This is a genomic window from Microbacterium sp. K35, from assembly GCF_004794375.1.
In the GTDB taxonomy this organism is placed as follows: domain Bacteria; phylum Actinomycetota; class Actinomycetes; order Actinomycetales; family Microbacteriaceae; genus Microbacterium; species Microbacterium sufflavum.
On record NZ_SSDM01000417.1, the window covers coordinates 37,235 to 49,531 of the forward strand.

General features: G+C 68.7%; 13 protein-coding genes. 5 read left to right on the forward strand and 8 right to left on the reverse strand.

The window, feature by feature from the left end; translation table 11 throughout:
- Nucleotides 1-46: 46 nt before the first annotated feature.
- Nucleotides 47-643 carry an HdeD family acid-resistance protein gene (locus DW299_RS17525; protein WP_136032374.1) on the forward strand — a complete coding sequence of 199 codons (597 nt, stop codon included), beginning with the start codon at nucleotides 47-49 and terminating at the stop codon, nucleotides 641-643.
- 63 nt (nucleotides 644-706) lie between these two features.
- Here DW299_RS17525 and DW299_RS17530 read toward each other — a convergent pair whose 3' ends face one another.
- On the reverse strand, nucleotides 707-1,471 hold the full coding sequence (locus tag DW299_RS17530; protein WP_136032372.1) for an SDR family oxidoreductase: 765 nt from the start codon (nucleotides 1,469-1,471) through the stop codon (nucleotides 707-709).
- Between the two features lie 121 nt (nucleotides 1,472-1,592).
- Between DW299_RS17530 and DW299_RS17535 the strand changes: the two genes are divergently transcribed.
- From DW299_RS17535 to DW299_RS17550, 4 genes are all read left to right on the forward strand, one after another.
- Nucleotides 1,593-2,066, forward strand: coding sequence for an NfeD family protein (locus DW299_RS17535; protein ID WP_136032370.1), 474 nt, complete (start codon nucleotides 1,593-1,595; stop codon nucleotides 2,064-2,066).
- Between the two features lie 8 nt (nucleotides 2,067-2,074).
- Nucleotides 2,075-3,004, forward strand: a complete 930-nt coding sequence (locus DW299_RS17540) for an SPFH domain-containing protein (RefSeq protein ID WP_136032368.1) — start codon at nucleotides 2,075-2,077, stop codon at nucleotides 3,002-3,004.
- A complete protein-coding gene (locus DW299_RS17545) occupies nucleotides 3,001-3,777 on the forward strand; it encodes a glycerophosphodiester phosphodiesterase family protein (RefSeq protein ID WP_136037350.1) in 777 nt (258 codons plus the stop codon). Before DW299_RS17540 ends, DW299_RS17545 begins: the two co-directional genes overlap by 4 nt.
- A gap of 119 nt (nucleotides 3,778-3,896) precedes the next feature.
- Nucleotides 3,897-4,280, forward strand: a complete 384-nt coding sequence (locus tag DW299_RS17550; RefSeq protein ID WP_136032364.1) for an RNA polymerase-binding protein RbpA — start codon at nucleotides 3,897-3,899, stop codon at nucleotides 4,278-4,280.
- Here DW299_RS17550 and lnt read toward each other — a convergent pair.
- From lnt to DW299_RS17585, 7 genes are all read right to left on the reverse strand, one after another.
- Nucleotides 4,277-5,719: an apolipoprotein N-acyltransferase gene (gene lnt, locus DW299_RS17555; protein WP_446724807.1), complete on the reverse strand. Its 1,443-nt coding sequence runs from the start codon at nucleotides 5,717-5,719 to the stop codon at nucleotides 4,277-4,279. The two genes, DW299_RS17550 and lnt, sit on opposite strands and share 4 nt — an antisense overlap.
- Nucleotides 5,720-5,817: 98 nt before the next feature.
- Complete coding sequence (locus DW299_RS17560) at nucleotides 5,818-8,292, reverse strand: DEAD/DEAH box helicase (protein WP_136037352.1); 2,475 nt, start codon at nucleotides 8,290-8,292, stop codon at nucleotides 5,818-5,820.
- Nucleotides 8,289-9,047, reverse strand: a complete 759-nt coding sequence (gene tatC, locus DW299_RS17565; RefSeq protein ID WP_136032443.1) for a twin-arginine translocase subunit TatC — start codon at nucleotides 9,045-9,047, stop codon at nucleotides 8,289-8,291. The genes DW299_RS17560 and tatC overlap by 4 nt, the downstream gene beginning before the upstream one ends.
- 57 nt (nucleotides 9,048-9,104) lie before the next feature.
- Nucleotides 9,105-9,341: a Sec-independent protein translocase subunit TatA gene (tatA, locus tag DW299_RS17570; RefSeq protein WP_136032358.1), complete on the reverse strand. Its 237-nt coding sequence runs from the start codon at nucleotides 9,339-9,341 to the stop codon at nucleotides 9,105-9,107.
- A gap of 45 nt (nucleotides 9,342-9,386) precedes the next feature.
- Nucleotides 9,387-10,370, reverse strand: coding sequence for a helix-turn-helix transcriptional regulator (locus DW299_RS17575; protein WP_136037353.1), 984 nt, complete (start codon nucleotides 10,368-10,370; stop codon nucleotides 9,387-9,389).
- Entirely contained in the window at nucleotides 10,367-11,359 is a 993-nt protein-coding gene (locus DW299_RS17580) for a helix-turn-helix transcriptional regulator (protein WP_136037354.1), read from the reverse strand. The genes DW299_RS17575 and DW299_RS17580 overlap by 4 nt, the downstream gene beginning before the upstream one ends.
- The gene (locus tag DW299_RS17585; protein WP_136037355.1) at nucleotides 11,359-12,291 is read right to left on the reverse strand and encodes an FKBP-type peptidyl-prolyl cis-trans isomerase; all 933 of its coding nucleotides are present in this window, start codon (nucleotides 12,289-12,291) and stop codon (nucleotides 11,359-11,361) included. The genes DW299_RS17580 and DW299_RS17585 overlap by 1 nt, the downstream gene beginning before the upstream one ends.
- Nucleotides 12,292-12,297 lie beyond the last annotated feature (6 nt).

Below are 12,297 nucleotides of genomic sequence, written 5' to 3' on the forward strand. Positions count from 1 at the left end.
CCCTGGGGGCATCCTCACAGGATCTTCTCAGAAAGGGTCCCCAACCATGTCTGAAGCAATCAACGAGACGAAGTCGTTCTTCTCCTCCATCCGCATCGCCCTCGCCGTGTCCGGCGTGCTCGCCCTGCTCGCAGGCATCGTCCTGCTCGTCTGGCCGGTCAAGTCGGCCGTCATCGTCACGGCGATCTTCGCGTCGTACCTCGTCGTCGCCGGCATCGTCTACATCGGGCTCGGCATCTTCTCGCAGGCGAAGGGCGGCTGGGCACGGGTCGGCCACATCGTCCTCGGCCTGCTGTACATCGCGGCCGGAGTCATCGCGTTCTTCAACCTCAACGTGGCGGCGGCGACGCTCGCCCTGGTCGTGGTCATCTTCATCGGCGTGAGCTGGATCGTCGACGGTGTCGTGGCCCTCTCGCTCCTCGGCAGCGACGGGTCCCGCGTCTGGACCGTGCTCTACGCGATCCTCAGCATCGTCGCCGGAATCATCGTGCTGTTCTCGCCGGCCATCGCGGGCTTCGCGTTCTGGCTGCTCCTCGGCATCTCGCTGATCGTGCTCGGCATCGTCCAGATCGTCCGGGCCATCACGCTGGGCAAGGACGAGAAGAACGTGATCGCCGACGTGCAGGGCTCCCCCGCCGTCTGACCTCACGAGACGACTCCGCCCCGGTGCCGCACAAGCGGGCCGGGGCGGAGTCGTATCCGAGGATCAGGAGGCGGTGAAGGCGCTCACGTCGCCGACGAGCCGCGTGTTGTCCTCGGGGACCGGATCGATGACCGCCTTCGCGACCTCGGCCGCGAACTCGGACACGTTGTACAGGCGCCCGGCCGACTCGCGGCGCTCCGCAATGGCCCCGGGGTTCGCACGCTCCAGGAGCGTGGCCGTGATGGTGCCCTCGATCATGTCACCGGAGACCACGGTGAAACCGACGCCCTTCTCGGCGAGACCGGGGATGAGCTCGCGAAGCGCATCCTCACCGGCGCGCTTGGAGAGGGCGACCGGCTCGTACTCCGGCATCGTCGGGGTGGTGCGGATGAAGTGGGCCTGGTGACTCGTCACGAAGACGACACGGGCGCCGTCGTCGAGCAACGGGGTGGCCGCGTTCAGCACGTTCAGCTGCGCGTCGCGGTTCAGCGTGAGGGCGTAGTCCTCCGCCATCCCGGACTCCATACCGCCGGAGGCGTTGAGCACGAGCACGTCGAGGCGGCCGAACTCCGCGCGCACCGCGTCGAACATGGCGTCCACCGACGCCGTGTCAGTCAGATCCGCGCCGACGACGAGGACCCGCCGACCGAGCTCGCGCAGTTCTGCAGCGAGCTTCTCCGCGCGCGGAGCCTTGTTGCGGAAGTTGATCACGACGTCGGCGCCCGCCTCGGCGAGGTAGCGGACGGTGTCGGCGCCGATCCCCCGGGACGAGCCGGTCACGAGGGCGACCTTGCCGTCGAGGGATCCTGCGGGAAGAACGTCGGTCACGGTGACTCCTCATGATGCGTGAAACGCCGTGAGCGCACGGCTCTCTCACATTACCAAGCGGTCGCGAGGGCACCCCGATCGCCGGGGCAGCGCGTGATACCTTGACCACAAAGGAGGCCGAATGGACAACTTCTCGACTTTCGTCGTGTTCATCGACCAGTGGGCGTGGATCGGATGGCTGGTCCTCATCGCCGTCTTCCTCGTGATCGAGATGCTCTCGCTGGACTTCACGTTCCTCATGCTCAGCTTCGGCGGCCTGGTCGGACTCGTCACGGACTTCCTCGGCGTGCCGGTGTGGATCCAGATCATCATCGCCGGCATCGCTGCCGCCCTCTTCATCCTGTTCCTCCGGCCTCCGCTGCTGCGGCGGCTGCATCGCGGCGCCGACCCGGCCCGGTCGAACGTGGATGCTCTGGTCGATCTGCGCGGCTTCGCACTGAGCGACATCACGCAGGTGTCCGGGCAAGCCAAGCTCGCCAACGGCGACACCTGGACGGCCCGCTCGTCCTCCCCCGTGCCCATCCCCCAGGGCGCTCCGATCGCCGTCACCGCCATCAACGGCGCCACGGCGATCGTCCGTCCCCTCAACGACTAGGAGAACACGTGGACGACGCATCGTTCATCCCCACGGTGATCATCTGGATCCTGGTGATCGCGGTCATCATCTTCGTGATCGTCACCATCGCCAGGGCCATCCGCATCATCCCCCAGGCGACCGCGGGTGTCGTCGAGCGGCTCGGGCGCTACCACAAGACCCTCTCCCCCGGGCTGAACATCCTGGTGCCCTTCATCGATCGCCTCCGCCCGCTGATCGACATGCGCGAGCAGGTCGTCTCCTTCCCGCCCCAGCCGGTGATCACGGAGGACAACCTGGTCGTGTCGATCGATACGGTCGTCTATTTCCAAGTGACGGACGCGCGCGCGGCGACATACGAGATCGCCAACTACCTCGGCGCCGTCGAGCAGCTCACCACGACCACCCTGCGCAACGTCGTCGGCGGTCTCAACCTCGAAGAGGCACTGACCAGCCGCGACAACATCAACGGGCAGCTCCGCGTGGTGCTGGACGAGGCCACCGGCAAGTGGGGCATCCGCGTCGGTCGCGTCGAGCTGAAGGCCATCGACCCGCCCGTCTCGATCCAGGACTCCATGGAGAAGCAGATGCGCGCCGAGCGGGACCGTCGTGCCGCCATCCTCACGGCGGAGGGCACCAAGCAGTCCGCCATCCTCGAGGCGGAGGGTCTGCGGCAGGCGGAGATCCTGCGGGCGGAGGGCGACAAGCAGGCGGCCGTGCTCCGTGCCCAGGGCGAGGCGGAGGCGATCCAGAACGTCTTCAGCGCGATCCATCAGGGCGCTCCCGACGACAAGCTCCTCGCGTATCAGTACCTCCAGATGCTGCCGAAGATCAGCGAGGGCCCGTCCAACAAGCTGTGGATCGTGCCCAGCGAACTGACGGAGGCACTGAAGGGCATCGGCAGCGCCTTCACCCCGAAGCCGGGCCAGGGGCCCACGGACCCCGCACCCCGCGTGTGACGCACCCGTTCTTCTCGAACGCCCGCTCCCCGCGGATCTTCGCGCATCGCGGTCTGGTGACCGCCGCAGGCGAGGAATCCGGGGTGTGGGAGAACACGGCGGGGGCCTTCGCCGCCGCGCACGCGGCCGGCGTCGAGTACATCGAGACCGACTGCCAGGTGACCGCCGACGGGGACGTCGTCCTGGTGCACGACCCCGACCTGCGCCGCCTCGCTGACGACTCGCGCGCGGTGAGCGAGGTCCGCACCCGTGAGCTGCGTGCACTCTTCGCCGATCACGGCGGGCTGCTCACCGTCGGTGATGCGCTCTCGTCCTTCCCCGACGTGCGCTTCAACATCGACGTCAAGACGCCGGCTGCGGCCGGACTCCTCGGCCCCGTCCTCGCCCCGCACACCGAGCGCGTCCTGATCACGAGCTTCTCCGACGCGAGCCGTCGAGCGACGGTCGAGGAAGTGAGACGCGCCGGGGCCGCGCAGCGCCCCGCCACGTCGGGCGGACGCCGCACGATCGCCTCGGCCCGCGCGCTGTCGGCCCTCCGCCTCTCCCCCGCGCGTGCCCTGCGTGACATCGACGCGCTCCAGATACCGGAGCGTCGTGGCGCCCTGACCGTCCTCACCCCCGCGCTCCTGCGGGCGGCGCATCGGGCCGGGATCGAGGTGCACGTCTGGACGGTCAACGACCCGGATGTGATGCGTCGCCTCCACCGGATGGGGGTGGACGGGATCGTGTCGGACCGCGCCGACCTCGCGGTCTCGGTCCTCGCTCCTGAGTAGGGCGAGCTCTTTACCCGCCGGCGCTGGGATTCCACTGTGAATACCGCCGAGATCGCGGTCACGTGGATGAAGCCCACAGGCTCGAGCGTTATACCTGACAGCGACGAGAGGACCACACAATGGCAGATCGCAGCCTGCGCGGCATCCGACTCGGCGCCCAGAGCCTACAGAGCGAAGAGGGCGTCGTTTTCATGGAGCGCCGTGAGACCACCTACACCTGTGACACGTGCGGACACGACACCACCCTGATGTTCGCGGCCGACGCCGAACCCCCGCAGACCTGGGAGTGCCGCGCCTGCGGTGCTGAGGCCCGACTGCAGGTCGACGGTCAGTCCGTCACCATCGAGGCGAGCGACGAGAAGTCCGCCCGCACGCACTGGGACATGCTGATGGAGCGCCGCACCCGCGCCGAGCTCGAGGAGCTCCTCGAAGAGCGGCTCGCCTTCATCCGTGCCCGCCGCGGAGCGGGAGAAGATCCCACGAGGGAGAAGATCGGCGCCTAACGCCGACGGGCGCGCCACCACCCGACCACGAGCGCGCCCACCCCGCCCCACAGCAGCATCTGCTGCACCCAGGGGCCCAGGACGACACCCGCCGTGAGGCCGGAGCGCAGCTCGACATCCTCGAGCATCGCTCCGGCCTCATCCGCGTCCAGGCTGGTGATGGTCCGGCCATCGTGGCGGATCACCTGACTCGTGCCGACCGTGGAGATGTTCACCACACTCCGGCCCGTCTCGATCGCCCGCATGCGCGCGAACGCGAGCTGCTGGAGGTTCTCATCGGTACCGCGGAAGTCCGCGTTGTTGGTCTGGAACACCAGCACCTGCGCGCCGTCGCCGATGCCCTCGAGGATCACGTCGTCGTAGATCACGTCGAAGCAGATCGCGAGACCCACCTTCACACCGTCGACCTCGACGATGGGAGCGTTCGTGCCCGGCGTGTACTCGCGCTGGATGAGCCCGATCAGATCAGGGACCAGCGCATTGAAGAAGGCGCGGTCGGGAACGTACTCACCGAACGGCACGGGGTGGCGCTTGTCGTGCGACTGCGACGCCTCACCGCTCTGGGTCCACAGCATCGACGTGTTGTAGAAGCGGTCGCCTCGCGCGGTCGCCGCGTTGGCGAGCAACGGGGCATCCACCCGATTGGCGACCAAGGTCATCCGGCGGGCGAGAGCCGAGCTCTCGGCGGGATCGGCGTCGAGGGATCCCTCCGGCCACACGAGCAGATCGAGATCCTCGCCGTAGAGGGGCGCAGTCGCCTCGGTCTGGGCCTGGATCACGGAGAACGGTTCGCGCGAGTCGAAGTAGCCCGTCGGTCCGTTCCCCTGCACGGCTCCGATGCGCATCGTCCCCGTGGCTGCCGTCGGGAACAGCGGGGTGAACATCAGCACCACCACGACTGCTGCGGGAACGACCAGCCGCAGCGGACGCCGCCAGGACCCGGTCCGGACCAGCTCGATCACCATGGCCGTCAGCAGCACCATCAGGAAGCTCAGCCCGCTGACCCCCAGCCACGAGGTGACCGGAGCGAGCGGACTCTCGGCCTGACTCATGCCCAGGCGCGCCCACGGGAATCCGCCGTAGGGCCACCAGCCCAGGAAGAGCTCCCGCCCGACCCACAGTGCGGCGACCACCGTCGGCAGGATGAACAGGCGGCCAGCCGTGCCGGGGAATGCCCGCGGAAGCCAGCGGTAGGCCAGGGCGATGGGGACGAGCGCGACCGCGGTCAGCGCACCCTCGACGACGCTGAGCGCCGCCCAGGGCAAAGGCCCGAGGTAGCGGGAGGTCCAGGACACCAGCAGACCGAAGAAGACGACGCCGTACACGAGGCCGACGAGCAGGGCGCCGCCCGCCCGTCGCCCGATCAACGCCAGCAGCAGGAGCCCGGTGGCCGGGAACGCGAGGATCCAGACCGCGGCCTCGGGGAACGCGAGATCCATGAGCACCGCCGCCCCGACAGCAGCGAGCACGGCGCCCCACAGCGGCAGGAGGGCACGCGGGCGGACGGGGACGGACGGATCGGTCACGGCGCTCACCCTCACATCGACGAGTAGGCGACGATGCCCCGCCGCACGCCGTCGAGGGCGAGCCGAGCGGTGCGCGCGAGAGCGGGGTCTTCGGCGACGATCGAGAGCTGGTCCAGCAGGTCGATCGTCTGCTTCGCCCAGCGGACGAAGTCTCCGGCGGCCATGTCGGCGTCGATCAGGACGCGGTCGAGCGCACCCCCACGCGCCCAGGTGTGCATCGCCCCCGCAAGGCCAGCGGCCAGGGGCTCGCTGCCGGGCAGCTGGTGATCCCGCTCGAGGTCGTCCAGCTCGGCCCAGAGGGCTGTCGTCCGGTCGTACGCGGCGCGGAACGGCCCCCGGGGCAGACCTCGCTCCCCCGTGTTCGACTCGTCCCGCCGCGGCTCGTACACGAGGCAGCACGCCATGGCGGCGAGAGACGGAGCGTCCAGGCTCTTCCAGAGGTCCTGACGCAGCGACTCGGCGATTAGGAGGTCACGCTCCCCGTAGATCCGCCGCATGGTGCGGCCGGCCTCCGTCAGCAGGGTCTCGTCGTCGTCGCGGCGGAGGTAGTCGAGTGTCTCCAGCACCTCCACCACGCGATCGAACACCCGCGCGACGGTCCCGGTGCGGTTCTCGATCTGGCGGCGCGTGCGATCGGTCTGCCTCTTGAGCTTCCAGTAGCGTTCGGCCCACCGCGCGTGCGCCTCGCGATCCGGACAGCGGTGGCAGGGATGTCGCTGCATCTGCGTGCGCAACGACTGGATGCGCTTCATTCGCTTGTCCCGTGCGGCACGCGGCGCGTTCGCGTCCTGCCGGTTCTTCTTCTCCAGGTCGCTGAGCTCACGGCGGATCGCGGCGTACTCGGGGAAGTCGCCGTGCTCGCAGGCCATCGCGGAGCGATAACCGGCAAGAGACTCCTCCGCCTCACGCACCTGGCGCGCCAGGCCGACGACGGCGCGATCGGCCTGGAACTGCGCGAACGACGACTCCAGGATCTGCCGCGCCCTGCCCTTCCCGAACATGTCGATCAGGTTGACGGCCATGTTGTAGGTCGGCCGGAAGCTGGAGTTCAACGGATACGTGCGTCGGGAGGCGAGGGCGGCCACGGCCTGCGGATCCATGCCCTCGGTCCACTGCACGACCGCGTGGCCCTCCACGTCGATCCCCCGGCGACCCGCCCGCCCGGTGAGCTGCGTGTACTCACCGGACGTGATCGCGACACGCGCCTCGCCGTTGAACTTCTCCATCTTCTCCAGCACGACGGTCCGGGCCGGCATGTTGATGCCGAGAGCGAGCGTCTCGGTCGCGAACACGACCTTCACGAGCTTGCGCTGGAACAGTTCCTCGACGACCTCCTTGAACGCCGGAAGCAGACCGGCGTGATGGGCGGCCACGCCGCGCTCGAGGTTGTCGAGCCACTCCCAGTAGCCGAGCACACCGAGATCCTCGTCCTGCAGGGTGCGCGTGCGCTCCTCGACGATGGCGCGGATCTCGGCCCGCTCCTCGTTCGAGGTGAGGCGGATGCCCGCGCGCCGGACCTGCTGCACGGCGGCATCGCAGCCGACACGGCTGAAGATGAAGAAGATGGCGGGCAGGAGACTCGACCGCTCCAGGAGCTCGACCACATCCGGGCGATCCATCCGCTCGATGCGACGCGCGTTGGCCGAGCGCACCGGGCGTCGTCCGCCGCGAGGCGGGCGCTGCGCCTGCCGTCCAGCGTGACGGTTGCTGCGATACGACTGCGCCTGCCGATTCGCCTCGTACGTCGAGCCCGTGAAGGAGCGGATCCGCATGAGCTCCTGGTTGACCTGGGCCGTCGCGAGACCCGCCCTGTCGTCGAACAGCGGAAGCAGGTCGTCGCGCACGAGCACGTGCTGCTCCAGGGGCACCGGCCGCACCTCGGACACGATCACCTCCGTGTCGCCCCGCACCGTGTCGAGCCAGTCGCCGAACTCCTCCGCATTCGACACCGTCGCGCTGAGGGAGACCAGACGCACGCGCGGGGGCAGGTGGATGATCACTTCCTCCCACACGGCTCCGCGGAACCGGTCGGCCAGGTAGTGCACCTCATCCATCACGACGTAGCGCAGGTCGCGGAGCGCGGCGGAGTCCGCGTAGATCATGTTCCGCAGCACCTCGGTCGTCATCACGACGATGCGGGCGTTGCCGTTGATGTTCGTGTCGCCGGTGAGCAACCCGACCTCGTCGGGGCCGTAGACGTCGACGAGCTCGCGGAACTTCTGGTTCGACAGAGCCTTCATCGGCGTCGTGTAGAACGCCTTGTCCGTCGGGCTCTGCATCGCGAGGTGGATCGCGAACTCACCGACGATCGTCTTGCCCGCCCCGGTCGGCGCCGCGACCAGCACGCTGCGCCCGTTCTCCAGGGCGTGACACCCGGCCACCTGGAACGGATCGAGCTGGAATCGCTGGCGCGCGGCGAAGGCGACGGTCTGCGGATGGCTCGCCGCGTCCTGCGCCTGCGCGTAACGGTCGGACGGAGAACTCATACGGCGTCAGGGACGATGCCGGCGGCCGCATCCCTCTTCCGTTTGCGCCGATCGAAGAGCAGAGAGAGTCCCGCGGCGGCGAAGAACAGCACGATGAGGATCCCGGCGAGCATCAGCATGCTCACGACGTCGGCGGCGGGAGTCGCGAGGGCGGCGAAGATCGTCGCGATGAGGACCGCGACTCGCCAACCCTTGAGGATGGCGCGACCCGACATGACGCCGGCCAGGTTCAGCGCGACCAGGAACACCGGGAGCACGAACGACACCCCGATCACGATCATCAGCTTGAAGACGAAGTCGTAGTACTCCTGCGCGTAGTAGAAGTTCGTCCCGCCCTCGGGGGTGAAGCTCCACATGAGTTCGATCACGTGCGGCATGATCATGACGCCGAGGTAGCAGCCGGCGAAGAAGAGCGGAACCGCGGCGAGCACGAAGCCGACCGTGTACTTGATCTCCTTGCGCGTGAGCCCCGGCATGATGAACGCCCAGACCTGCCACAGCCAGATGGGCGCGGACAGGAACAGCCCGATCGAGAAGGCGATGCGCATGCGCATGTCGAAGGCCGCGGTCACCGTGCCGAAGTTCAGCGCGCTGAAATCGTCGCCGCGTTTCTCGGTGATGATCCGGATGGGCTCCGTGATGAAGTGGATGACCGGGTCCGCGACGATGAACGCGATCACCATGCCGACCACCAGCGCGAGGGCAGCGTACATGAGACGCTTCCGCAGCTCGACGAGATGCGCGCCGAGCGACATCCGCCGATCCCGGTCGGCCTTCGCCTTCACGGTCGGTTCGATGGCTGCCACGGCCGGTCAGGCGCGAGGCGGAGTCTCAGGTTCGGCGCCCGTGTCCTTCACCGAGGTGGGCTCAGCGACGGCGGACTCGGCGCGCGTCGCATCTTCTTCCTTCATCGCCTTCATCTCACCCTTGAACACGCGGGCGGACTGCCCCATGCTCTTCGCGAGCGCCGGCAGCTTGGCAGCGCCGAAGAGAAGGAGGATGACGGCGAGCACGATCAGCAGGTGCCAGCCTTGCATTCCAGCGAACATATCGACATTCCCGTCGTCGGGGGGCTTTCGTCCCCAGTCTACAGATCAATCCTGCGTATCGGGCTGGTGGTACAGCGCGAGTCCCGCCTCCGCCCACTCACGCGTCGCCAACCGAGCGACTCCCGGCTCCCGGACTTCCATCGCTCCGCCGAACCTGGCCGCGAGGCGCTTGATGCCGCGCGGGTCCGCCAGATGCAGACGGGCCGTCACGACGCCGTTCGCGGGCTCCATCGCTTCCGCCGGCAGGAACCCGCTGAGCAGCGGGGCGAGCCGCTCCGGCACGCGCACCGTGACCTCGCCTTCGTCCTCCAGACCGGCGAACGCCTCGGGAACCTGGTCACCGCCGTGGGTACTGGGGATGTCGGTCAGCGTCGGCTCGCTCACCCGATCCAGGTGGAAGGTACGCATCGCTTCTCGCATGTGGCACCATCCCTGCAGGTACCACTGCCCGTTCGTGATCAGGATCTGGACGGGATCGACGGTGCGCGTGGTCGGAGTCGAGTCAGGCGCCTGGTAGGTGAACGAGACGGCGACGCCCTGCTGCAGCCCGCGCGACACCACGGAACGGACCTCGTCGACGGCGCTCGCCGCCACGACGACATCGGCGGGGGCATCGGCCGCACCGCGGGAGAGCTTCGAGATCAGACCGGCGACGAGACCCGAGTCGGAGACCGCCGGAACGGCCGCCACCATCTGCAGCCCGGCCAGGAGCGCGGCGGCCTCCCGGGCGGTGAACCGCGGAACTCGGCGCAGCGCGACGTCGTTCGTGATCTCGATGACGTCCTCCAGCTCGAGCAGGTCCCAGTTGATGTCGAACATCTCCTGAGGCTGCTGCCAGAATCCGGCCTCGCCCGGCAATCCGATCACGGTGAGCTTCTCGACCATCGCGCGCATCTCGCGCGGCGTGACGCCGAACTCCTCCGCGGCCTCCGCGAGAGATACCTGCCCGTGCTCGAGCAGGTAGGGAACGAGTGTCAGGTACAGGCGTACGCGGTCAGCGGCAAGGAGCGGCTTCTGCTGCGGGCTCATGCGCGTGCCCCCGTGTCGGTGTGCGCATCCACGACAGCGGACAACCGGGCGACCACGGCGTCACGCAGCGGGGCAGGCTCGACCACCCGCACCTCGGGACCGTACGAGGCCAGCTCGTCGGCGAGGATGTGCAGATCCACGAATGGCACGCGGATGCCCTGCGCGGCGGCGGTCGCGCGTCGTCCGAGCCTCAGCGCGGCCTCGGTGCCCGGAGTCACCTCCAGAAGCGCGGAGTTCGCCGCAGCGACCTGCTCGAGTCCGCTCAGCGCGCGCTCCCCCGCTCCCTCGCGCAGGGCGGGGTCGAACGACGTCGCGCTCACCGCCACGTCGCCCACGATGCGGCTCAGCAGGAAGGTGCGGTCCTCCTCCACATCCACATCGACCCCGTAGACGTGCCAGCGCGCCTCATAGTCCACCAGTGCCAGCGGCCGGACGCGGCGACGACGCGGCGCATCCTCGCCGGGCTTCAGATAGTCGAACGACACCACACGGCTGCGCTCGATCGCGTCCTGCAGCGGAGAGAAGGCCGCGTCCCGTGCGGTGATGCGCGGAGCGAAGCCGATGATCGGCTCATCGCCGTCGATACCGAGGGCGCGGATCTTGCGCACGCCCGACTGCGCGTCGCCCGAGACCGACTCCGCACTCCACACGCTTCCCGCCAGGCGCAGCACCGCGAGCTCCGCCGCGGTGAACTCGATGTCGCTCGGCAGGTCGTACTCCGCTTGGGGGATGCGGTACCGCGCCTCCCGGAGATCGTTCGGGTCGGCAGCATCGCCGATCGTCTCGATCGGCACGCCGAGCGACCGGAGCTCGTCCTTGTCGCGCTCGAACATCTTCTCCAGGGCATCGGAGCGCGTACCCGCGTCCGCCCGCTGCCGATACCCCGAGACGTTGTCGAGGATCTGCTGCTTCGTCAGCCCGATCTCCGTCGCCATCAGCGCCACGACGAGGTTCGTCAGGCGCTCTTCGGCAGGGATCCGGGCGGCCATCACGGAGCGGCTGAGGGGGCGATGCCGAGGATGTCCACCACGACGGCCATCGCGACGGAGTTCTCGGTCTTCGGGAGCACGACGAGCACCTGCGAGCCGACCGGGTGCCCCACGAGGGCCTCAGCCACGGGGGGTGCGATCTGCGCCATCTGATCGACGGCCTGCTGGCCCCAGGAGCTCTGGATGACCTTCTTGTCGTCCCAGCCCACGGCCGTGAAGTGAACGAGCGGAGAGTCGTCCTTCGTGACCTTCTCTCCGTCACCGAGGATGAGCGTCTGCACGACCTGCTTCTTCGGTGCGGCGCTATCCGGGATGATCACGCCGGGAGTGCCGTCGGGAGCACGGACCACGGTCGGCATGCCCTGCGCGTCGTTGAACTGCAGCGAGCCCTCGGCGCGCGGGTGGAACGCATCAACGACGTCGACCACGAAGACGGCGACGTCGTCCTCCGCCATGCCGAAGCCCTTGAGATTCGCGGCACCGAAGTCGTCGGGCGTGAGCCCGGCCACGACGCGGCTTCCGGCGGTCGCGCACTCGAGGACGCCGGCAAGGCCGGGCGCCTGCGAGGCCCACGACTCGATGCTGGACGCGCGCGTGCTGTCGCTGTCGTAGGACGTGGCGAACACCTTCTCACCCGTCTCGCCGCTGTAGATCGAGAGCTGCACGATGATCGGCTGCGCGTCGTCGACGATGCGACGGCCGTCTCCGGTCACCGCGTCGGTGAACGACGTCTCGGTCAGGCGGAGGGGACTGAAGATGTCGACGTCGGGCGTGGAGCCGACCTCTCCGTCGACAGTCACGGCGTCGCCGATGCCGTTCGCGTGGCCCGTGCGATCGCACGAGGCGTCGGCGGAAGACGCGGTCACGCTGCACCCGGTCAGAGCGAGGGCGGCGAGACTGAGGGTGGCCAGAACGGCGGACGTTTTACGCACGCGCTC